This window comes from Tabrizicola sp. (assembly GCF_051645465.1).
Classification (GTDB): Bacteria; Pseudomonadota; Alphaproteobacteria; order Rhodobacterales; family Rhodobacteraceae; genus Tabrizicola.
Genome location: NZ_JBOFBI010000034.1, coordinates 1 through 22,232, shown reverse-complemented (window position 1 = coordinate 22,232; position 22,232 = coordinate 1). Strand labels below are relative to the sequence as shown.

Below are 22,232 nucleotides of genomic sequence, written 5' to 3'. Positions count from 1 at the left end.
GCCCCCAGAAATGCGCCTACGGGCTTTATGCCGAACAGCTGTCCGGCTCGGCCTTCACGAAACCACATCCCGAGCGGACCTGGTGCTACCGCATCCGCCCTTCCGTCAAGCACACCACCCGGTTTCAGAAAATCGACGTTCCGCACTGGAAGTCGGCCCCGCATGTCCTGCCGGACGTGATCTCGCTTGGCCAATACCGCTGGGACCCGGTGCCCCACGCGAACGAAGAGCTGACCTGGGTCACCGGCATACGCACCGCGACCACGGCGGGGGACGTGAACACACAAACCGGGATGGCCGCGCATATCTATACGGTGACCGCCTCGATGCAGGACGAATACTTCTACTCGGCCGACGGCGAACTGCTGGTCGTCCCGCAGGAGGGGCGGCTCCGCTTTTGCACCGAGCTTGGGGTGATCGACCTTGAGCCGAAGGAAATCGCCATCCTGCCGCGCGGCCTTGTGTACCGGGTCGAGGTCCTGGAAGGCCCGGCCCGCGGCTTCGTCTGCGAGAACTACGGGCCGCCCTTCGCCCTGCCGCACCGGGGCCCGATCGGCGCGAACTGCCTGGCGAACCCGCGCGACTTCAAGACGCCGGTCGCGGCGTTCGAGGACCGTGAGGCGCCTTCGCGGGTGATCCTGAAGTGGTGCGGCCAGTTCCATGAGACCCGGATCGGGCACTCACCCCTGGACGTGGTGGCCTGGCACGGCAACTACGCGCCATACAAGTATGATCTCAGGACCTATTCCCCGGTCGGCGCGATCCTTTTCGACCATCCGGACCCTTCGATCTTCACCGTCCTCACCGCCCCCTCGGGCCTGGAGGGGACCGCGAACATCGACTTCGTCCTTTTCCGCGAACGGTGGCTCGTGGCCGAGAATTCGTTCCGCCCGCCCTGGTACCACAAGAACGTCATGTCGGAGCTTATGGGCAACATCTACGGCATTTATGACGCGAAACCGAAAGGCTTTGTCCCCGGCGGCATGTCCCTGCACAACTGCATGCTACCACACGGCCCAGACCGCAACGCTTTCGAAGGCGCGTCGAACGCCGACCTGAAACCCGAGAAGCTGGACGAGACGATGTCCTTCATGTTCGAGACCCGCTTCCCGCAGCACCTGACCGAATGGGCCGCAAAGAACGCGCCCCTGCAGGACGACTACATTGACTGCTGGGCAAGCCTGGAGAAGAAGTTCGACGGAACGCCAGGCGTGAAATGACGGAGCGGGGGCCAGCCCCCGCACCCCCGGGATATTTGTAGAAGAGAAAGACCTTCATGCCGCTTCTCCGCTCCTGGGTCGCCAGCGCCAATGCGCCGGACCACCCCTTCCCCCTGAACAACCTGCCCTGCGGGGTCTTCTCGACACCCGGCGAGGACGCACGCTGCGGTGTGGCCATCGGGGACTTCGTGCTGGATGTCGCGGCGCTTGAGGAGGAGGGGTTGCTCACCCTCCCCGGCGCACCCTTGCTTGACGTGCCGTTCTGGAACGAAATGATGGAGGCGGGCCCCAAGGTCTGGGCAGCCCTCCGCGCCCGCCTGACCGCGCTTCTCACCGAGGGGTCGGCCGAACGTTCCGAGGTCGAGCCGCATCTGGTGCCACTGTCGAAGGCCGAGCTGCACCTGCCCTTCCTTCTCAGCGAATACACCGACTTCTACGCCGGCCGTCACCATGCCTACAACGTAGGCTCCATGTTCCGGGGGCCGGAGAACGCCCTCCCCCCAAACTGGCTCCACATCCCCATCGGCTACAACGGCCGCGCCTCGTCGGTCGTGGTCTCCGGCACCCCGGTCCGCCGCCCCTGGGGCCAGGTCAAGGGGCCGGACCATGCCGTACCGTCATTCCAGCCCTCGCGCCGCTTCGACATCGAGCTGGAACTGGGCGCCGTAGTAGGCACCCCCTCGACCGGCCCGGTGACTGTGGCCGAGGCTGACGCGATGATCTTCGGCTATGTCCTTCTGAACGACTGGTCCGCCCGCGACATCCAGGCCTGGGAATACCAACCCCTCGGCCCCTTCCAGTCCAAGGCCACCGCCACCACGATCTCCCCCTGGATCGTCATGAAGGCCGCCCTCGAACCCTTCCGCACCTCCACCCCGCCCCGCGAAGTGCCCCTCCTCCCTCACCTGGAGGAACCAGCGCCGATGCTCTACGACATCGCACTGGAGGTCGGCCTAAAGCCAGACGGCGGCAGCGAGACCATCATCTCCCGCACCAACTACCGCGAAATGTACTACTCCGCCCCCCAGCAGCTCGCCCACCACACCACCTCCGGCTGCCCGATGAACACCGGCGACCTCCTCGGCTCTGGCACCATCTCCGGCGCGACCAAAGACAGCCGCGGCAGCCTTCTTGAACTCAGCTGGGGCGGCAAGGAACCCTTCGCCATCGACGGCGGCACGCGTAGCTTCGTCGAGGATGGCGACACCCTCACGCTCCGCGGCCAGTGCAGTGGAGACGGCTACACCATCGGCTTCGGCGACTGCCGAGGAACCCTCCTCCCCGCGCTACAAGACCCCTACGCGCGGGGGGGCAGCGTGAAACTCGACCATGTGCAGTTGGCTATCCCTCGCGGTGCCGAGGCGATCTGTCAGCCATTTTGGCAGGCCGCGGGCTTCAGCCTGGTAGACAAACCAGAGGAATTGAGGGCCCGAGGCGGGCTTTGGCTGCGTGCGGGCGAGGCGGAACTGCATCTGGGCGTCGAGGATGACTTTACGCCGGCACGAAAGGCTCATCCGGCCTTTGCGACCGACGACATCGATGGGCTGGCAAAGCGTCTGTCCGACATGAGCGCAGCAGTTCATTGGGACAGCAGCATAGCCGGAAGGCGACGGTTCTTCACAACGGACCCAGTAGGGAACCGGATCGAATTCATGGAAGGTTGAAGCATGACACGCGCTTTCGCATCCCAAGGCGACCTTTCGGAAAAGCAGATCAGCTTCACCGAGATCGGCGACGGCCTTTACGCCTTCACTGCCGAGGGCGACCCGAACTCGGGCGTCATCATCGGCGACGCAAGCGTGATGGTCATCGAGGCCCAGGCCACCCCGCGCCTCGCCCAGAAGGTGATCGACTGCATCCGGGGCGTGACCGACAAGCCGATCTCCCACGTCGTCCTCACCCACTACCACGCCGTCCGCGTCCTTGGAGCCTCGGCCTTCAACGCCCCCCAGGTCATCATGTCCGAGGCCGCCCGCAACATGGTGGCCGAGCGGGGGCAAGAGGACTGGGACAGCGAATTCCAGCGCTTCCCCCGCCTTTTCCAGGGCCATGAGAGCATTCCCGGCCTGACCTGGCCGACGACCACCTTCAACGGCAAAATGACCGTCTGGCTTGGGCGCAGACGGGTCGACATCCTCCAGCTCGGCCGCGCCCATACCGCAGGCGATGCCGTCATCCATGTCCCCGACCAGAACGTCATGTTCACCGGCGACATCGTCGAGGCCCATTCCGCCTGTTACTGCGGCGACGGCCATTTCGCCGACTGGGGCACCACGCTGCAGGCCATCCGCACCTACGACCTTGACGCCGTCGCACCCGGTCGGGGCGATGCCGTGATCGGCCTCAAGGCGGTGAACGCCGCCCTCGACCGCACCAGGGATTTCGTCGACAGCACCTACCGGCCTGCAGCCCGTGTGGCGGCGCGAAACGGTAGCCTGAAGGAAGCCTGGGACGCCGTCCGCGCCGAATGCGACCCGAAGTTCAAGGACTACGCGATCTACGAACACTGCCTGCCGTTCAACGTCTCCCGCGCCTATGACGAGGCCCGTGGCATCACGCACCCCCGCATCTGGACCGCCGAGCGCGATCTTCAGATGTGGGCGGCGCTGCAAGGGTAAGCGATGCCCTACGACTACCGCCCCTTCCCCTATACCGCGCCCAAAGGCCTGACCGCCCCCGAACCCCGTCACAAGGTGGCAATCGTCGGCGCGGGCCCCATCGGCCTCGCGCTCGCCATCGACCTTGCCCAATACGGCGTGCCCTCGGTCGTGCTTGACGACAACAACGTCGTCTCGGTTGGCTCCCGCGCGATCTGCTGGTCGAAGCGGAGCCTTGAAATCCTCGACCGCCTTGGCGTTGGCGGGAAATGCGTCGAGAAGGGCGTGATCTGGAAAGTCGGCCGCACCTTCCACCGCGACCAAGAGGTCTGGAACTTCGACCTCCAGCCCGACCCCGGCCACAAGATGCCCGCCTTCGTGAACCTGCAGCAGTACTATGTCGAGGAATACCTCGTAACCCGGGCTTTGGAGTTCCCCGACCTCATCGATCTACGGTGGAAGAACAAGGTCACCGCTCTGACGCAGACTGATCACGTCAACTTGACGGTCGAAACTCCCGACGGCCCCTACACCCTTGAAGCCGATCACCTCGTCGCCTGCGACGGCGCACGAAGCGAAATCCGCTCCATGCTGGGCCTCGACTTCGACGGCGAGCTGTTCGAGGAACGCTTCCTCATCGCCGATATCGAGATGAAGGGCGACTTTCCCTCCGAACGCCGCTTCTGGTTCGAGCCGCCCTTCCACCCCGGCCAGTCGGCGCTTCTGCACAAGCAGCCGGACAACATCTACCGCATCGACCTGCAGCTTGGCTGGGACGCCGACCCCGAGGCGGAACGGCAGCCCGAACGCGTGATCCCCCGCATCCAAAAGGCCGTGGGGCATAAGGATTTCCGGCTGGACTGGGTGTCCGTCTACACCTTCCAGTGCCGCCGGTTGGAGCGTTTCGTCCACGACCAGGTGATCTTCTGCGGTGACAGCGCCCACATCGTCTCGCCCTTCGGCGCGCGGGGCGGCAATGGCGGCTTGCAGGATGTCGACGCACTCGGCTGGCGCCTGGCGGCCGTAGCCAAAGGCCATGACCCGACGATCCTGAACGCCTATGACCGCGAGCGTCAGCATGCTGCGGATGAGAACCTCCTGAACTCCTCCCGCACCACGCGCTTCATGTCCCCCGCGCCCGGGGCCGAGCGCCTCTTCCGCGATGCCGTCCTGGCACTCGCCGCGAAAGCGCCGTTCGCACGGCCCCTGGTGAACTCCGGCCGCCTGTCGCGCCCCTGCACCTACCCGCTGACCGCCCCCGACGATCCCACCCTGCCACCCGCAAGCCGCCCCGGAGCCGTTGCCCCCGACGCGCCCCTCAAGCAAGGCTGGCTGATCGACCAGCTTGGCCGGGAGCCTGCGCTTCTGGCCATCGGCCAACCCGCCCCTGACATTGCCGGCCTGCGCGCACTCAGCCTTGAGGTCACGCCTGACCTGCAAAACCGCTACCTCGGCAGCGCGCCATCCGCCCTCTACCTCGTCCGCCCCGACCAGATCGTCGCCGCCCGCTGGCTTAAGGCCACACCAGCAATGATCGCCGATGCCCTGACCGCGATCTGGAAAGACTGACCATGACCCTGATCACCACCCCAAACCTGCCCGATCCCGACGGCGCCTACGCCGCCCTTCTGGCCGCGCACAAAGGCCTGACCGAGCCCGAAAGCCAAGCCCTCAACGCCCGGCTTGTGCTGATCCTGATGAACCACATCGGCGACCAGGCCTTCCTCGCCAAAGCGCTCGAACTGGCCCGAAGGTAAATCGCACGATCTCCACAAACCCCCGATTTTTCGCCGAAAAATCGTGCCCCCGCCTCAGCTCGCCTTCAATACCCCACGGTCGATCTGATCCTGCTCGATCGACTCGAAGAGCGCGCGGAAGTTCCCCTCGCCGAACCCGTCATCGCCCTTCCTCTGGATGAACTCGAAGAAGATCGGCCCGATCACGGTCTTCGAGAAGATCTGCAGCAAAATCCGCGTCTCGCCCCCGTCCACCACACCTTCCCCGTCGATCAGAATCCCATGCTTCGCCATCCGCTCGATCGGCTCTTCGTGGCCAACCACCCGGGTCTTCGACAGCTCATAATAGGCCATCGGCGGCTTCGGCATGAACTTCAGCCCCGCTGCCGCAATCGCGTCGGTCGAGCCGTAAAGGTCCGCCGACCCCACCGCGATATGCTGGATCCCCTCGCCATTGTAGCGCTTCAGATACTCCACGATCTGCCCGGTCTCGCCCCGGTCCTCGTTCACCGGTATCCGGATGCGCCCGCAGGGGCTGGTCAGCGCGCGGGAATGGAGCCCCGTGAACTTGCCCTCGATGTCGAAGAACCGGATCTGCCGAAACCCGAAGAGGCGCTGATAAAAGTCGAACCACTTGTCCATGTTGCCGCGATGGACGTTGTGCGTGAGGTGGTCGAGGTAGTGGAACCCCACCCCCTCAGGCTTCGGCGCCGCGACCCAGTCGAACTCGGCGTCATAGGGCGAGGCATCGCCATAGCGGTCGGTGAAATAGATCAGCGAGCCCCCGATCCCCTTGATCGCGGGCAGGTCCAGCGTCTTCTCCGGCCCCTCGAACGGCTCGGCCATCAACGAAACCACATGGGCAAACGCATGCGCCGCATCGGCCACCCGCCAGCACATCGAGGGCGCACAAGGCCCGTGCTCCTCGACAAAGCGGCGCGCGTGGCTGCCGGGCTCGTCGTTCAGAACATAGGTGATGTCGCCCTGCTGCCAAAGCTCGACCGCCTTGGTCTTGTGGCGGGCCGTCAGGCTGTATCCCATGCGGGTGAAAAGCGCCCTAAGCTCGTCCGGGTTGGGATGAGCGAACTCGACAAACTCGAACCCGTCGGTGCCCGCCGGGTTCTCTGGCGAAATCACCGATCGCGGGGCATCGTGCGGAAAGGGACCCATGGCGTTCTCCTTCGGGCAGACTGCGTCATCTTCAGGATGCCACAGCGGCCTCGACAATACCGCGCGGAAATTAGCTTGATTTCCAGGATTCTTGCGTGCTTTCTTCGCCTGTGCGCCATCTGACGCGAGTAACCCGCATGCTCGACGAAACCGATTCCCGCCTTCTCGCGGCTGTCCAAGCCGGGGCGCAGATCACCGCGCAAGAGCTTGGCGACCTCCTCGGCCTCTCGGCCAGCCAAGCCGCCCGCCGCCGCGCGAGGCTTGAGGCAGATGGCCTGATCACTGGCTACAACGCCCGCCTGTCTCCCGCGAAGCTTGGCCTCACAGTCCAGGCCTTCGTCCAGGTCCAGATGGCCGCTCACAGCCCCGAGGCCGCCAAGGGCTTCCTCCGCCTCGTCTCGACACTCCCCGAGGTCACCGCCTGCTGGACCCTGACGGGCGAGGCCGACTACCTCCTCCGCGTCTGGTGCGCCGATCTGCCCGCGCTCAACACGCTCATCCACCACCGGCTTCTGCCGAACCCCGCCGTGGCGCGGGTGCAAAGCCAGATCGTGATGGACCAACCCAAACCCGACGCGGGGCTGCCGGTCTAAGGTGCGTCAGCCCGCCGCTCCCGGCAGCGACCGCAGCAAGACCGTCCGGATCAGCGCCTCGCGCTCTTCCGGCGGCTTTCCGGCCAGCGTCCGCAGCTTCTTGCCGGTCGCAAGGTCCGCCACGCCATGGCTCGCCGCCCAAAGCGAGATCACATCCGCGTCGTCGCCCCCCAACGCTTGCACCAGATCAACCAGGTGCCGGTAGGCATGCTCTGCCGCGGCCAGCAGCTCAGGATCAGCATAATCCGCCCGAGCCGAGGAAAAGATCAGCCGGAAGAGCGCCGGGCGCGCCATTGCGAAGTCAAGATAGCCAAGACCTGCCCGCACCGCCCGGTCCCGCGCATCGACCGCACCCGTTTCGCGCGCATCAAGCGTCGCCTGAAACCGCCGGAACCCCTCGGCTGCAAGCGCCGTCAACAGCCCGCCGACGTCGCCAAAGTGATGCGTGGGCGCGGCATGGCTGACCCCGGCCCGCTTCGCGACCGAGCGGAGCGAGAAGCCCTCGACCCCGCGTTCGGAAAGCTCGGCCTCGGCGGCGGTCAAAAGGGCAGCACGCAGGTCGCCGTGGTGGTAGGGCTTTTCGGTCATGTCCCGCATTGGCGCCGCCACATTACCCCGTCAAAAACCACGTTCTCAGCCGACAGACTAAACCGCCCCGACGGGCGATCTGCTATCGGCCCGGCCGCGCCGCCAAAGCCACCACTCGACCGCGATCAGGTTCGGAACCCAGCAGGCCCAGGCGATAACCGTGTAAGCCGGATCGAACGGCAGGCCAGCGACCTGACCCAGCGGGATGTAGAGCCGCAGCGTCACCGCCGCAAAAGTCAGCGCCGCAGAGCGGATCATCCAGCGCTCATGCGCCGCGAAGTCGCGGGCGCGCGCCTTTGCATAGGCCATCCAGGTCGTTGCCAGCCACAGCACCGCGAGGATGAAAAACCCCGCCCCCGCAACCGGCCCCGTGGCCGCAAAGAACGACATGTAAAGGCCGGACAGCCCCCCCGCCAGAACGACAAGCACATACGCGCGGCCGATCCAGCGGTGCAGTGCCCGGCGCCGGTTGCGAAGGCCTTTCCAGAACTGGAACGGCATCAACATCAGCGCCGCCGCTGCCCCCAGAACATGGGTCCAGAATATGGCGGCATGGCTGAACTGCTTGCTCATGTGCGGGAAGCTCTCCTCCATCCCCAGAAAGAGGATGCGGAAACTGGCCAGACCAATGGCAAGGCAGAGAAACCAGAGCGCGGCGCGGGTCAAAGCGACAGCCATCACGCCTCCAGGTAAACTTTACAGTGAAAAGATACCCGGAATGCTGACGCCGTCAAGTTCCCTATATCTGCACCGCGCCCGCCGCTGGCCTAATCGCTATGCCACCGTCTCCGGCACTGTGTTTCGCCACCGCAGCCAGGCTCCGACCGCCGCGCCGAGGGCGCCAATCACGCTCCCGATGCCAAGCCACCATCCGAACCGCTCAGAACCCGTCTGCCCTCCCGGTTCGATCTCGAACACATCAGGATTCGAGGGCACATAGCGGATCGTCATATGATCCCCCGGATCGACGGCGTCATAGCGGCTGGGAGAGACCCCATCCTCCACCTCAACCCGATCCGTACCCGGCGGGGCGTAGGCCAGCTGCAGGTAGTATGAGGCGGGGCGATGCCGCTCAGGATCGCTCTCTGCCACGTGCTTGTCGAGGACGACAGCGTCGATGGCCGTACCGTCCACCGCCAGAAGCCAGCTGTCTCTTCCCGCCGCGATTGCCCCGAGACATGAACCGCAGGCCAGCACGCCCAGGAACGCCGCAATGATCACCCACCCCGAGTGGGACAGCGCATTGAACTGACCCCTGGACCCGAACTCTTCAACATACACTTTCATCGCTACCTCTACACACCACTGAACAACCAACCACCTTAGCCGACGTCGTGTCACCACGGCCCACCCGCGCCTATGGGAAATTCCCCGACATCTTCCCACCCCCCTTGGCCTTTGCGCCCGCATTCGCTATCCCGCCCAAAGCCGCAAAGGACCACGCCCATGCCGATGGAAAAGACCTTCAACGCCGCCGAAGCCGAGGCCCGCATATCGAAGCTCTGGCTCGATGCCAAGGCCTTCCGTGCAGGTGCCAACGCCAAACCCGGCCACCCGGCCTTTTCCATCATGATCCCGCCGCCGAACGTGAACGGCTCGCTGCATGTCGGCCACGCCTTCAACAACACGCTGCAGGACATCCTGACCCGCTGGCATCGGATGAAAGGCGACGACACGCTCTGGCAACCCGGTCAAGACCATGCTGGCATCGCCCTGCAACTCGCAGTCGAGAAAGAGCTGGCCACCACCAGCAATCAAAGCCGTCGCGAAATGGGGCGCGAGGCTTTCCTCGACTATGCCTGGGGCTACAAGGAACGCACCGCCGGACACATCATCAAGCAGCTACAGCGCATCGGTGCCAGTTGCGACTGGGACCGCAACGCCTTTACCATGGCGGGTGCGCCTGGTGACACGCGGATCGGCCACGAAAGCTCCCCGAACTTCCACGACGCCGTCATCAAGGTCTTCGTCGATCTCTACAACAAGGGCCTGATCTACCGCGGCAAGCGCCTGGTGAACTGGGACCCCCACTTCGAAACCGCGATCAGCGATCTGGAGGTCGAGAACACCGAGGTCGCAGGCCACATGTGGCACTTCAAATACCCGCTCGCGGGCGGTGCGACCTACGAGTATGTCGAGAAGGACGCGGACTGCAACGTCACCCTGCGTGAGACGCGCGACTACATCTCCATCGCCACCACAAGGCCAGAAACCATGCTCGGCGACGGCGCGGTCGCGGTTCATCCATCGGATGAACGCTACGCGCCAATCGTCGGAAAACTCTGCGAAATCCCGGTTGGCCCGAAAGAACACCGCCGCCTGATCCCGATCATCACCGACGAATACCCCGACCCGACCTTCGGCTCCGGGGCCGTCAAGATCACCGGCGCGCATGACTTCAACGACTATGCGGTGGCCAAGCGCGCCGAGATCCCCTGCTACCGCCTGATGGACACCCGCGCCCAGATGCGGGCCGATGGCGTTCCCTACGCGGAGGCCGCCGCCGTGGCCCAACGCATGTCCCGCGCCTGGCTTGTCGCCAGGGGCTACACGACCCCCGGTTTCGCCGAGCAGCCCTTCACCCTCTCGGAATCCGAGATCGACGCCCTGAACCTCGTCCCCGACGACCTCCGCGGCCTCGACCGGTACGAGGCCCGCAAGCGCGTGGTCGATCAGATCACCGCCGAAGGCCTCGCCGTCACCTACCTCAAGAAGTCCGTCGACAAGGAAACCGGCGCCGAACATTTGGAGCGCGCACCTTACGTCGAAGCCAAACCCATCATGCAGCCCTTCGGCGACCGCTCCAAGGTCGTCATCGAGCCGATGCTGACCGACCAGTGGTTCGTCGACACCGCCAAGATCGTCGAACCCGCGCTCGAGGCGGTGCGGACCGGCCGCACCAAGATCATGCCGCCCTCGGGCGAGAAGACCTATTACCACTGGCTGGAAAACATCGAGCCCTGGTGCATCTCCCGCCAGCTCTGGTGGGGGCATCAGATTCCGGTTTGGTATGGGCCAAGGCTGCGGGCGAAGGATGAAACGTCCCCCTGGAAAGGGCCGCTAAAGGGCGTGCATTTCTACAACCCCGACAGTCGTGAGGAAACGGCGCGCGCAGAAAAACTTCAGGCCGAAGGCAAACGAATTCTGCCGCGGAGTGCCTTGCTAAAGGCCACGTTTGAACAGGGTGGTGACCCTGTGGCATTCTGTGGTTCCAGCCAAGAGGCCGTGCGCGAGATCGCCGCGCAATACTATGGACCAGGCGGATTTTCGGAGGAGGACATACTTTTCGACGAAGACGTCGGTAAGTGGCACCATGAAGTACGTGCTGCTTGGGGCAATGACAATCCAGTCTTGACCCGCGACCCCGACGTCCTCGACACTTGGTTCTCCTCCGGCCTCTGGCCCATCGGCACGCTCGGCTGGCCCGAACCCACGCCGGAGCTGCAGAAATACTTCCCCACCTCGGTCCTCGTGACCGGGCAGGATATCCTCTTCTTCTGGGTCGCCCGGATGATGATGATGCAGCTCGCCGTCGTGAACGACATCCCCTTCCACACCGTCTACCTCCACGGCCTCGTCCGCGACGCCAAGGGCAAGAAGATGTCGAAGTCGCTCGGCAACGTCATCGACCCGTTGGAGATCATCGACGAATACGGCGCCGACGCCCTCCGCTTCGCCAACGCCGCAATGGCGAGCCTTGGCGGCGTCCTGAAACTCGACACCCAGCGCATCGCCGGCTACCGGAACTTCGGCACCAAACTCTGGAACGCCTGCCGCTTTGCCGAGATGAACGGGGTGTGGGAAGCAACAACCCACATCCGCCCTTGGATGTCGATTAGCGTCAGCGCTACAGCAAATCGCTGGATCATCGGCGAGACCGCAAGAACCCTCGCCGAGGTCAACCAAGCCCTTGACGACTTCCGCTTCGACCAGGCCTCAGACGCGCTTTACAAGTTTGTGTGGGGCAAGGTTTGCGACTGGTACGTCGAATTTGCAAAGCCTCTGTTGGACGACCCTGAGAAGCGGCTTGAAACCCAAGAGACCCTCGCGTGGGTTCTTTGGCAGTCAATGATTTTGCTTCACCCTTTCATGCCTTTCATTACCGAAGAGCTTTGGGCACAAACGGGTGAAAAGGAAAAACTCCTCGTCCACACCGACTGGCCAGAATTTGGTAAGGAGAAGATCAACAAGGACGCCGAGCAGGAAATGTCCTTCGTCACCACCCTGATCGACGACATCCGCTCCGCCCGCGCGCAGGTCCATGTCCCCGTGGGCCTCAAGGCCGACCTCGTGGCGACAAGCCTGACACCCCAAGCCCGCGAAGCCTGGACCCGGAACGAAGTCCTGATCCGCCGCATGGCCCGGATCGACCAGTTCAGCGAAGGCCCCGCCCCGAAAGGTTCCATCGCCGTCGCCGCCGAAGGCGCCGCCTTCGCGATCCCGCTTCAGGGCCTGATCGACATCGCCGAGGAAAAATCCCGCCTGCAAAAGGCGCTGGAGAAGCTGGCCAAGGAAATCGGAGGCCTCAAAGGCCGCCTCGACAACCCCAACTTCGTGAAATCCGCCCCCGAAGACGTGGTGATGGAAGCCCAGTCCAACCTCGAAGCACGGCAGGATGAAGCGGAGAAGATCAACGCCGCCCTCGCCCGCCTTTCCGACCTCGGCTAGTCATTCTTCGTCTACAAATATCCTCGGGGGGTGAGGAGCGAAGCGACGAGGGGGGCAGAAGGCCCCCCTTGCCGGACCAAGGCGCTGCGGATTGCTTAACGCTTCCTGAACGACACCGTAAGCCATTGATTTTCAATACCACGCGCTATTGTCCCACCGTGGGACAACGGGAGGCATCTTGCGGCCCCATCGCTCGCATGGCAGCTTCCCCCGATGAGCCGCTTCCTGACCCCCCATGCCGCCCTTCTCCCCTCGACCGTCCCCTTCACCGGCCCCGAGGCCCTTGAACGCCGGACCGGCATCCCCTTCCGCGCCCGCCTCGGCGCGAACGAGAGCCTCTTCGGCCCCTCGCCGAAAGCCGTCGCCGCCATGCAGGCCGCCGCCTCCGAGGCCTGGATGTACGGAGACCCGGAGAACCATGACCTGAAACAGGCGCTTGCGGCCCACCATCAGATCAGCCCCGCCCATATCGCCATCGGCCCCGGCATCGACGGCCTCCTCGGCCTGATCTGCCGCCTGACGCTTGAACCGGGCACACCAGTCGTGACCTCGCTTGGCGCCTACCCGACCTTCAACTTCCACGTCGCCGCTCAAGGTGGCTCTCTCACCCGCGTGCCCTACAAGGGCGACCACGAAGACCCCGAAGCCCTCCTCGCCGCCGCGAAAACGACCCGCGCTAAGCTCGTCTACTTAGCCAATCCCGACAATCCGATGGGTAGCCATCACCCCGCGCCAGTCATTGAGGAAATGGCAAAGAACCTTCCGGAAGATACCCTCCTGATCCTCGATGAGGCTTACGCTGATCTCTCCCCGCCCGGCACCGTCCCCTCGATCCCGGCCGATCACCCGCAGGTCATCCGGCTGCGCACGTTTTCAAAAGGCTACGGCCTTGCGGGCGCAAGGGTCGGCTATGCGATCACCAGCCCCGACCTGGCCATCGCGTTTGACAAAGTCCGTGATCATTTCGGGATGACCCGCGTCTCGCAGGCGGGCGCGCTCGCAGCCCTTGCCGATCAGGATTGGCTGCGCTCGGTTCAAGAGCGCACGCTTGACGCACGTGAACGGCTGTCGGCCATCGCCAGGGCGAACGGTCTTGCCCCACTCCCTTCCGCCACCAACTTCGTAACCATCGACTGCGGCCGCGACGGGGACTTCGCGCGGAACCTGCTGACCGAACTGGGCAAACGTGGCGTCTTCGTCCGAATGCCCGGAGTGGCCCCCCTGGATCGGTGCATCCGCATCAGCCTTGGTGACGATCAGACGCTTGATATACTTGAAGAAGCCCTGCCCCAGGCGCTTCGTGCCGCGGGCTGATCACTCCGCCGCGAGCTCCGGCTTGGCGGGTCCGACCGCCGGGGCTTTTGAGAGAGGCGATGCTTCAGCAGGGCCAAGGCGAGGCGCGGCCGGGGCGGGTTCCTGCATGAAAATCCGTACCGCCGGGCGCTCGGTTTCGCGGGCGGCGTCGGGAACCGCACGGCGGAAGACGAGCACATTCTGGAACGTCGTCTTGGTTCCGGTAAAGCCCGCCCGTTCTTCGCAAGGGAGCGAATCCGCGCGAACGTAGTCCCAGCCCTCGGCCCCAAGGGCGTTCATGAGATTGGTCAGGGCAAGCGCAAAGCGGTCTTCGGTGGTCTTCACCCCCCGCGCTTTCTCGCCCCGTTTCGGGGCCGGAATGACCTTGAACTCAAAGCGCTGCATCGGGTTTCTCCCGTTATGGTCAATGGATTGATATGAGATTTTGCCTGCAACCGCAAATCACGCCAAGGTTTTTCGGCAGTACCGCGCTTGCCGCGCAACAGCGCAGGATATTGCAAGCGGCCATGGCGCTGCCCCCAAGCGGTAGAGGAAGGCCGAGCCCTGGGGGCCAAAATCCTTCGAAGGATTTTGCAAATCTTTTCGAAAAGATTTGTCCGCACCCGGCCTAGAGGCCGAGCTTCGCCGCCACCAGAGCATTCACCGCCGCGGGGTTCGCCTTGCCGCCCGTCGCCTTGATGACCTGTCCCACGAACCAACCCGCGAGCTTTGGATTGGCCTTGGCCTTTTCCACCTGCTCAGGGTTCGCGGCGATGATCTCGTCCACCGCCTTCTCGATGGCGCCGGTGTCGGTGACCTGTTTCATCCCCCGCGCTTCAACAATTGCAGAAGGCTCGCCACCTTCGGTGTAGACGATCTCGAACAGGTCCTTGGCGATCTTGCCGGAAATCGTCCCCGTCGCGATAAGATCAATGATTCCGCCCAGTTGCCCGGCTGACACCGGGCTTTCGGTGATGTCGTGGCCTTCCTTTTTCAGCCGGCCGAAAAGCTCGTTGATCACCCAGTTCGCCGCGGTCTTGCCGTCACGGCCCTTCGCGACCTCGTCGAAGTAGCGGGCCGACTCCAGCTCGGCGGTCAGCACGTTCGCATCATAGTCGGTCAGTCCGTAGTCCGCCATGAAGCGGGCCTTCTTGGCATCAGGCAGTTCCGGCATCGAGGCCTGAACCCCGTCCACCCAGGCTTGCTCGATTTCCAGCGGCAGAAGGTCGGGGTCGGGGAAATAGCGATAGTCATGCGCCTCTTCCTTCGACCGCATCGACCGCGTCTCGCCCTTGTCGGGGTCGTAGAGGCGGGTTTCCTGGTGCACCGAACCGCCATCCTCCAGAATGGCGATCTGGCGGCGGGCCTCGTACTCGATGGCCTGCTGAATAAACCGCATCGAGTTCATGTTCTTGATCTCGCACCGCGTGCCGAGGTGCGAAAAATCCTGGGTTTCCTGATACTTCTCGTACTGGCCCGGACGGCAGACTGATACGTTCACATCAGCCCGAAGGTTCCCGTTCTGCATGTTGCCGTCGCAGGTCCCGAGATACCGCAGGATCTGGCGAAGCTTCGTGACATAAGCGGCGGCCTCCTCCGGCCCCCGGATATCGGGGCGGCTGACGATTTCCATCAGCGCCACGCCTGTGCGATTGAAGTCGACGAAGCTCAAGGCAGGGTCCATGTCGTGGATCGACTTGCCCGCGTCCTGTTCAAGATGAATCCGCTCGATCCGCACGCGGCGCGCAACGCCTGGGGCCATCTCGACGATAACCTCGCCCTCACCCACGATCGGATGATAAAGCTGGGAAATCTGGTAGCCCTGCGGCAGGTCTGGGTAGAAGTAGTTCTTCCGGTCGAAGGCCGAGACCAGGTTGATCTGCGCCTTCAGCCCCAGCCCCGTCCGCACCGCCTGCTCGACGCAGAACTCGTTGATTACCGGCAGCATGCCCGGCATGGCGGCATCGACGAAGGAGACGTTCGAATTAGGCTCGGACCCGAACGCCGTTGAGGCACCCGAGAAGAGCTTGGCGTTCGAGGCGACCTGGGCATGGATTTCCATACCGATGACAAGCTCCCAATCGGCCTTGGCCCCAGCGATCACCTTGGGTGTGGGCGCGGTATAGGTCAGGTCCAGCATGATGCCTCCGAAAGCGCGAGTGCTCCGGTCCGTTTAGGCCGGGCGCGAACGGCGGGCAAGGGGTGCCGTCAGGTCCGCCGCACCAGCGTGCCAAGGCCATCGCCCCGGCGAACGATACGGGCGCCGCGCTTCAGGGCCGGGCCAAAGACCTCGGCCAGGGCGAAAGCGAGGCTTGCGGTCCCATGATCCCAGCAGTCGAGCTGGATCTCGCGCAGACGGTTCCAGAGCACATCGGACAAGGCCGCACGCGACTTGGTCAGCTGGTATGCCATGGTGGGGCCGGCATTTCGCAGATCCATCACCAGCCCGGACAAGAGGCTTGCGGTCACATTGGCGCGGTACTGGCAACCGGTTGCCGACTGGTAGTCGCCCAGAGCCTCGAAGAAGAAGCCGTGGTCGATTGTCGGTGACAGATCGCCCAGAGTCCGCGCTGCGGTCAGATGATAGATCGCGTAGGCAGCCTTGCCAGTCACGCCATCGGTCAACCGCACCGCGCGGCGCGCTTCGCGTTCGAACGCCGAAAGCGATCCATACCAGCCGGGCAGCATGTTCACCGCGTGGGCCGCGTGGGCGGCGGCATCCTCGGGGTCGAGATCGCACCAGTCTTCGTACCATTCGCGGCAAACGGCGCCGCCATCCTCAATCCCGCCGACCAGCGCATAGCGGGTCGCGGCCAGGAGCGGAGACATTTCTTCGATCGGGTCGAAGAGAGTTACAAGGTCTTCGGCGGCGTTGTAGTGCGCCGAAGTCTCAGCCAGAGTTTCGTTCGAAAGCTGGGACAGGGCGGTCTGGCCGCGCTTGGCCTCAGCAAGATCAACATGCGCCTGCGCCAGGACCTGGGCCGCGCAGTAGTCTTCCGGATTCTTCTCGTAGACCGAGCCCAGCACCGCCAGCTCGGCCTTGGCTGTCGTCCAGTCGGCCTTGGAAATCGCCAGAGACAGGCCAGCTCGCATGCCTTCGCTGATCAGCGGCGCAACGCGACGGCCGCCCGAAGCCATCACCCGTTCCTGATCGGTGTAGCGCAATGCTTCGAGGAGATCGGTCCATTCCCCGGCGGCTGCCATGGCGGCATGGTCGTCACGAACGCATTGCCATTCGGTCCTTTCCGGACCCTCCCGCATTACCGGTGCATCCAGCCTGGCAAGCACCTGGTCGGCCTTGAACCCGTCAAGCAGATCCATGTTGGCAACAGCCTCTGACCGGAGCCCGAAAGCATGTTCTTGCTCACTGCGACCCGACCGGGTTTTCACATGCAGAAGTGACGGTGTAACTAGCATTGACTCGCCCTCTGGGCAGTTTTCGCCTGCCCTAGGGTCAGAATTGACCTCGGATCAGGGCGAAAAAAGGGAAATGCGGTGATTTTCGGGTGACTTCGCTATGCTTATGCGCGTGATTTTGGGTTTCTTTGCAATTGGTTCTCTTGTGGCCTGCGTCAAGACTCAGCCTGCCGAAGAAATGGCCTTCGTCGCCCCGCCGATGCAGTGGGATCACCATCCCGAAGGCCAGGCGTGGACCGAATCAACCCTGGTGGCGCTGTCAAGCAAGGACCAGCTTCTGTCGGAACGGGTGCCTGCGGACATCGAAACCTGGTGTCCGGGCTATGCCGAAGCCTCGGTCGACGAGCGGCGGGCTTTCTGGGCCGGGCTTCTGTCCGCAGTCGCAAAGTATGAAAGCACCTGGAACCCGCAGGCCTCGGGCGGCGGTGGGCGCTGGATTGGCCTGATGCAGATTTCTCCCCGCTCGGCAGGCTATTACGGCTGCGAAGCGACCTCGGTTGTCGCGCTGAAGGACGGCAAGGCAAACCTTGCCTGCGCGGTCGAGATCATGTCGACGCAGGTCGCGAAGGACGGGCTTGTGGCGGGCGGCGGCAATCGCGGCATCGGTCGGGACTGGGCCCCTTTGCGCAGCAACGAAAAGCGCAGCGCCATGTCGGCCTGGACCAGCCAGCAGCCCTATTGCCAGGTCGAGTGACCGGGGTCAGGTGATCCGGTAAAGGACCGCTATCTCTTCGAGCGCCTCTCGCTGGCGGGTCGCCAGTGCGCCATCGCGTCCTGCCGCCGCCACATCCTTCAGAACCGCCATCAGCGGCTCAAAGGTCTCGCGCCCCCGCAGCTTGTAAAGCCGCCGCGTCAGCCGTTCCAGCCCCTGCACCGCGCCACCACTTTCGGCGACCAGCCAGCGGCCCAGGATCACGGCTTCCTCGGCCTTGTTGTGGCTTTGTCCCAGATGAGTCTGCAGGCTGACGATCAGCTTGTCCTGCTGCTCGGCCGTCGGCAGACCACCCATTTCCAGAAAGGCAATCCCGGCCCCGGCGATGGCAACATCCGGGTCTTCCAGCGATTCCACCGGATGAAGGTTGTGCTTGCGGCGAAAACCGAACCGCCGGGCCGCAGCCATCACGTCCTGCGCAACGCCGACCAGTTCATTCGTTGCTTCAGCCGCCATTCTGGCACGCTGAATCCAGAAATATGCTCCAACTACAATCCCCAAAAGCGCTATCACGTAAGGCATCGCGTCACTCCAAAACTGTCCCGAGAAAAGGTGCCACGGTCACCGCAAACCCGTCAACTGCGGCATGCTTTACCTCGCAGCGATCATGCGTTCCACCATCTCTCGCAGATCGCCACTTAGTCCCGGCGCGGCGAGAATCCGGTCAAGCTCGGCGCGCGCCAGCTTTCGCCGGGCGGCGTCATAGCGCGGCCAGGTCTCGAAAGCCGTCGAGACGCGGGCCGCCGTCTGTGGGTTCAGAGGGTCAAGCTTGATCAGCCAGTCTGCGACGGTCCTATAGCCTGCGCCTGACTGGTGGTGGAAGCCCGCATGGTTCGCCGCAAGCGCGCCGATCACCGACCGGAACCGGTTGGGGTTCTTCCAGTCGAAAGCGGGCGTTTCAGTTAGGCGGGTGGTAACGGCCGCGGCCTCACTGGGCTCGGCGTTCATGATCTGCAGGCCATACCACTTGTCCATCACGTTAGCATCCCGGCGCCAGCGCGCCGCGAACGCGGCAAGCTCGGCCTGCCCCTCGCGGACATCCAGAAGTGCCGAAAGCGCCCCGATCTCTTCGGTCATGCTGCGGGCGCGGGCGAATGCGCTGGCCGCGAGCTTGCCGCCATCACGCCGGGTCAAAAGCCCCAGAGCTGACATCTTCAGAGCGCGGCGCCCGGCCTGCTCAGCGGACGGCGAGAACGGGGCGCTGTCGTCAAGGTCCTTGTACAACCGTTGCAGGCCATCCCCAAGCCGGATGGCCAGCGCGCCTGCCATCTCGCGCCGTGCGGCATGGATCTTGGCGGGGTCCGGAATCCGGCCCATGGCGTGGATTGTCTGCGCCAGATCATCCTCTCCCGGCAGCCGCAGGCAGAGTGCACGGAACGCCGGATCAAGGCTTTCATCAAAAACCACAGAGGCCATCGCATCCAGGAAGGCCGGTGGCGGCGGCGCCCCCTTCAGCGCCATTTCGGCCAGCACATCCTTGGCGAGCGCCCGGCCCGCCTCCCATCGGTTGAAGGGATCAGTGTCATGGGCCAGAAGGAAGGCTCGCTCTTCGGCCAGACCCTTGCGGTCCAGGACCACAGGCGCAGAGAACCCGCGCAGAATTGACGGGATCGGCCTGGCCGCCAGCCCCTCGAACCGGAAGCTCTGTTTGGCCCGCGTCATCTCCAGCATGATCGTCGGCACGACCTCGTCGCCATTCGGGTTTAGAAGACCCACGTTGATCGGAATGACCTTCGGGTCTTTCTTGGGCTGACCGGGGGTCGGCGGGTTCGCTTGCGTGAAGGTGAGCGTGTAGACGCCGTCCTTCCAGTCATCAGCGACCTTCAGCTGCGGCGTTCCGGCCTGCGAATACCATAGCTTGAACTGTGACAGGTCGCGCCCTGTGGCATCTTCGAAGACCTGAAGCCAATCCTCGATCGTGGCGGCATCGCCATCATGGCGATCGAAGTAAAGATCCAAGGCGCGCTTGTACCCTGCATCGCCGACCAGCGTCTTCAGCATGCCGATCACCTCGGCACCCTTCTCGTAGACGGTCGCGGTGTAGAAGTTGTTGATCTCCACAAAGCTCTCGGGCCGCACCGGGTGCGCCAGGGGGCCGGCATCCTCACGGAACTGGCGGGCGCGGAGCGCTACGACATCCTCGATCCGCCGCACGGCAGCTGACCGCATGTCGCCGGAAAACTGGTGGTCGCGGAAGACAGTCAGGCCTTCCTTCAGGCAAAGCTGGAACCAGTCGCGGCAGGTGATCCGGTTGCCGGTCCAGTTGTGGAAGTACTCATGCGCGATGATCGCCTCGATCCTTGCGAAATCGTCATCGGTCGCGGTTTCGGGGCTCGCGAGGACATAGCGGGAGTTGAAGACGTTCAGCCCCTTGTTCTCCATCGCGCCCATGTTGAAATCATCGACCGCGACGATGTTGAAGACGTCAAGGTCGTATTCCCGTCCGTAGACCTCCTCCTCCCATTTCATCGACCGGATCAGGCTGTCCATCGCATAGGCGCAGCGGTCTTCGTCACCGGGGCGGACCCAGATGTTGAGGTCGACCTTCCGGCCCGACACCGTGACGAATGTCGATGAATGGGCTTTCAGGTCACCCGCGACCAGCGCGAAAAGATAGGCGGGCTTCGGCCAAGGGTCATCCCATTCCGCCTGACCCTTGCCTCGCCCGACAGGATTGCCGTTCGACAACAGCACCGGCAGGTCGCTTTCGATCCTAACCCTGAAACGCGACATCACATCGGGGCGGTCCGGGTAGTAGGTGATCTTGCGGAACCCCTCCGCTTCGCACTGGGTGCAGTACATGCCCTTGGACATGTAAAGCCCCTCGAGCGCGGTATTGGCGTCGGGCGCGATTTCGACTACGGTTTCCAGGGTGAAAGCCCCGGCAGGCAGGCTTTTGGCCGGGATAGTAAGGCTTTCAGCGTCAATCTCCGGCTTGACCGGCTTGCCGTCAACCGTGCAGGAGAGAAGCTTCAACCCCTCGCCATCCAGCCTCAGGGCATTACGCCCCGTCCGCTCGGGGTTCGGCCGCAGTGTCAGCCGGGCCGTCACGCGGGTGGCCTCCGGCACAAGGCGGAAGGTCAGGTCGACGCTGTCGACGCAATGCGTGTAGGGCTGGTAGTCGGCCAAACGAACGGCCTTTTGCGGATCGGGCATGCGGGGCTCCTTTCATCTGAAGCTACGGTGCTTCGCCGCGGGCGCAAGGGCCAGCCCGGCAACAGTCTTTTGCCGCTTTACGAATCTGTCCCCGACGCTACATCTTTGTTCCATGAATGTTCTCGTCTGGCTGAAGCGCGATCTGCGCGTCCACGACCACCCAGCGCTGGCCCTCGCCGCGGGGGTCGGGCCGGTTTTGCCGGTCTACATCGTGGAGCCTGAGCTCTGGGCGGCTCCCGACTCATCGGCCCGGCAATGGGAATTCGTGGCCGAAAGCCTTGAGGATTTGCGTCTGGCGCTCGGGGCCATCGGGCTGCCGCTTGTCGTTCGGATCGGGGACGCGGTCGAAGTGCTTGAACGTCTTTGCCGCCAGCACCGGATCGGCCAGATCGTCAGCCATGAGGAAACCGGCAATCTCTGGACCTACGCCCGCGACCAGCGGGTTTTGGCCTGGGTCAGGGGCGCCGGGATCGCCTGGACCGAACTGCCGCAGTCGGGCGTAGTCAGGCGACTTCATGGGCGGGACGGGTGGTCCTCCCAGCGGGATGCGTTCGTCGCGGGACCCGTCCTTCCGCCCCCCATCGCAATGCCGCTCGAGGGTGTCGAGCCCGGCCTCATCCCCACGGCCCGAGGCCTCAAACTGGCCGACGACCCCTGCCCCCACCGCCAGCTAGGCGGTCGCGCCCGTGGGATCGAGCTTCTGGACAGCTTCCTCGCCCGGCGGGGCGAACCCTACCGTACCGCATTGTCCTCTCCGCTATCTGCCGAGCGTACCTGTTCGCGCCTGTCGCCGCATCTCGCCTGGGGCACGCTTTCGATCCGCGAGGTTGTTCAGGCGACCGCCTCCCGGCAAGCCGAACGACCCGGCGGGCGCTGGGGCGGGTCGCTGGCAAGCTTCCAGTCCCGCGTGGCCTGGCGCGACCACTTCATCCAGAAGCTGGAAGACGAACCGTCGATCGAACACCGCGACCTGCACCCCCTGGCCATCACCCGCCCCCGGGAAGCCGACGCCTCCCGGCTAAAGGCCTGGGCGCAAAGCGAAACGGGCCTCCCGTTCCTGGACGCGTGCCTGCGCTATCTTC

General features: G+C 64.1%; 18 protein-coding genes and 1 pseudogene. 10 read left to right on the top strand and 9 right to left on the bottom strand.

Annotated elements, in window-relative coordinates:
- The 5 genes and pseudogenes from hmgA to ACRCSW_RS02040 all read left to right on the top strand — a co-directional run.
- Nucleotides 1–1,220: homogentisate 1,2-dioxygenase (gene hmgA / locus ACRCSW_RS02060; protein ID WP_438702334.1), on the top strand; the 1,220-nt coding region annotated here is incomplete at its 5' end.
- Nucleotides 1,221–1,276: 56 nt separating this feature from the next.
- Nucleotides 1,277–2,527, top strand: a pseudogene (fahA, locus tag ACRCSW_RS02055) (fumarylacetoacetase); the annotation flags it as partial.
- Nucleotides 2,528–2,887: 360 nt separating this feature from the next.
- On the top strand, nucleotides 2,888–3,838 hold the full coding sequence (locus tag ACRCSW_RS02050) for an MBL fold metallo-hydrolase (RefSeq protein ID WP_438702333.1): 951 nt from the start codon (nucleotides 2,888–2,890) through the stop codon (nucleotides 3,836–3,838).
- Nucleotides 3,839–3,841: 3 nt separating this feature from the next.
- A complete protein-coding gene (locus ACRCSW_RS02045; RefSeq protein ID WP_438702332.1) occupies nucleotides 3,842–5,386 on the top strand; it encodes an FAD-dependent oxidoreductase in 1,545 nt (514 codons plus the stop codon).
- A gap of 2 nt (nucleotides 5,387–5,388) precedes the next feature.
- Nucleotides 5,389–5,574: a DUF2783 domain-containing protein gene (locus ACRCSW_RS02040; RefSeq protein WP_438702331.1), complete on the top strand. Its 186-nt coding sequence runs from the start codon at nucleotides 5,389–5,391 to the stop codon at nucleotides 5,572–5,574.
- 54 nt (nucleotides 5,575–5,628) lie between these two features.
- On the opposite strand, the gene hppD is transcribed toward ACRCSW_RS02040, so the two are convergent.
- A complete protein-coding gene (gene hppD / locus ACRCSW_RS02035; protein WP_438702330.1) occupies nucleotides 5,629–6,723 on the bottom strand; it encodes a 4-hydroxyphenylpyruvate dioxygenase in 1,095 nt (364 codons plus the stop codon).
- 137 nt (nucleotides 6,724–6,860) lie between these two features.
- On the opposite strand from hppD, the gene ACRCSW_RS02030 reads away from it, so the two are divergent.
- Nucleotides 6,861–7,316 carry an Lrp/AsnC family transcriptional regulator gene (locus tag ACRCSW_RS02030; RefSeq protein ID WP_438702335.1) on the top strand — a complete coding sequence of 152 codons (456 nt, stop codon included), beginning with the start codon at nucleotides 6,861–6,863 and terminating at the stop codon, nucleotides 7,314–7,316.
- A gap of 6 nt (nucleotides 7,317–7,322) precedes the next feature.
- Here ACRCSW_RS02030 and ACRCSW_RS02025 read toward each other — a convergent pair whose 3' ends face one another.
- The 3 genes from ACRCSW_RS02025 to ACRCSW_RS02015 all read right to left on the bottom strand — a co-directional run bounded on the left by ACRCSW_RS02025 (nucleotide 7,323) and on the right by ACRCSW_RS02015 (nucleotide 9,191).
- A complete protein-coding gene (locus ACRCSW_RS02025) occupies nucleotides 7,323–7,913 on the bottom strand; it encodes a TetR/AcrR family transcriptional regulator (protein WP_438702329.1) in 591 nt (196 codons plus the stop codon).
- 48 nt (nucleotides 7,914–7,961) lie between these two features.
- Nucleotides 7,962–8,582 carry a DUF2306 domain-containing protein gene (locus ACRCSW_RS02020; protein ID WP_438702328.1) on the bottom strand — a complete coding sequence of 207 codons (621 nt, stop codon included), beginning with the start codon at nucleotides 8,580–8,582 and terminating at the stop codon, nucleotides 7,962–7,964.
- 96 nt (nucleotides 8,583–8,678) lie between these two features.
- Complete coding sequence (locus ACRCSW_RS02015; protein ID WP_438702327.1) at nucleotides 8,679–9,191, bottom strand: hypothetical protein; 513 nt, start codon at nucleotides 9,189–9,191, stop codon at nucleotides 8,679–8,681.
- 159 nt (nucleotides 9,192–9,350) lie between these two features.
- On the opposite strand from ACRCSW_RS02015, the gene ACRCSW_RS02010 reads away from it, so the two are divergent.
- The gene (locus tag ACRCSW_RS02010) at nucleotides 9,351–12,572 is read left to right on the top strand and encodes a valine--tRNA ligase (protein WP_438702326.1); all 3,222 of its coding nucleotides are present in this window, start codon (nucleotides 9,351–9,353) and stop codon (nucleotides 12,570–12,572) included.
- Nucleotides 12,573–12,785: 213 nt separating this feature from the next.
- Entirely contained in the window at nucleotides 12,786–13,886 is a 1,101-nt protein-coding gene (locus ACRCSW_RS02005; RefSeq protein ID WP_438702325.1) for a pyridoxal phosphate-dependent aminotransferase, read from the top strand.
- On the opposite strand, the gene ACRCSW_RS02000 is transcribed toward ACRCSW_RS02005, so the two are convergent.
- From ACRCSW_RS02000 to ACRCSW_RS01990, 3 genes are all read right to left on the bottom strand, one after another.
- On the bottom strand, nucleotides 13,887–14,270 hold the full coding sequence (locus ACRCSW_RS02000; protein WP_438702324.1) for a DUF4177 domain-containing protein: 384 nt from the start codon (nucleotides 14,268–14,270) through the stop codon (nucleotides 13,887–13,889).
- Nucleotides 14,271–14,493: 223 nt separating this feature from the next.
- On the bottom strand, nucleotides 14,494–16,005 hold the full coding sequence (gene gatB, locus ACRCSW_RS01995; protein ID WP_438702323.1) for an Asp-tRNA(Asn)/Glu-tRNA(Gln) amidotransferase subunit GatB: 1,512 nt from the start codon (nucleotides 16,003–16,005) through the stop codon (nucleotides 14,494–14,496).
- A gap of 68 nt (nucleotides 16,006–16,073) precedes the next feature.
- Nucleotides 16,074–17,186 carry a hypothetical protein gene (locus ACRCSW_RS01990; RefSeq protein WP_438702322.1) on the bottom strand — a complete coding sequence of 371 codons (1,113 nt, stop codon included), beginning with the start codon at nucleotides 17,184–17,186 and terminating at the stop codon, nucleotides 16,074–16,076.
- Nucleotides 17,187–17,460: 274 nt separating this feature from the next.
- Between ACRCSW_RS01990 and ACRCSW_RS01985 the strand changes: the two genes are divergently transcribed.
- A complete protein-coding gene (locus ACRCSW_RS01985; RefSeq protein ID WP_438702321.1) occupies nucleotides 17,461–17,976 on the top strand; it encodes a transglycosylase SLT domain-containing protein in 516 nt (171 codons plus the stop codon).
- A 6-nt stretch (nucleotides 17,977–17,982) separates the two neighbouring features.
- On the opposite strand, the gene ACRCSW_RS01980 is transcribed toward ACRCSW_RS01985, so the two are convergent.
- The gene (locus ACRCSW_RS01980) at nucleotides 17,983–18,450 is read right to left on the bottom strand and encodes a hypothetical protein (RefSeq protein ID WP_438702320.1); all 468 of its coding nucleotides are present in this window, start codon (nucleotides 18,448–18,450) and stop codon (nucleotides 17,983–17,985) included.
- Between the two features lie 135 nt (nucleotides 18,451–18,585).
- Complete coding sequence (gene pepN, locus ACRCSW_RS01975; RefSeq protein WP_438702319.1) at nucleotides 18,586–21,150, bottom strand: aminopeptidase N; 2,565 nt, start codon at nucleotides 21,148–21,150, stop codon at nucleotides 18,586–18,588.
- Between the two features lie 112 nt (nucleotides 21,151–21,262).
- On the opposite strand from pepN, the gene ACRCSW_RS01970 reads away from it, so the two are divergent.
- A partial coding sequence (locus tag ACRCSW_RS01970) for a deoxyribodipyrimidine photo-lyase (protein ID WP_438702318.1) occupies nucleotides 21,263–22,232 on the top strand: 970 nt, incomplete at its 3' end.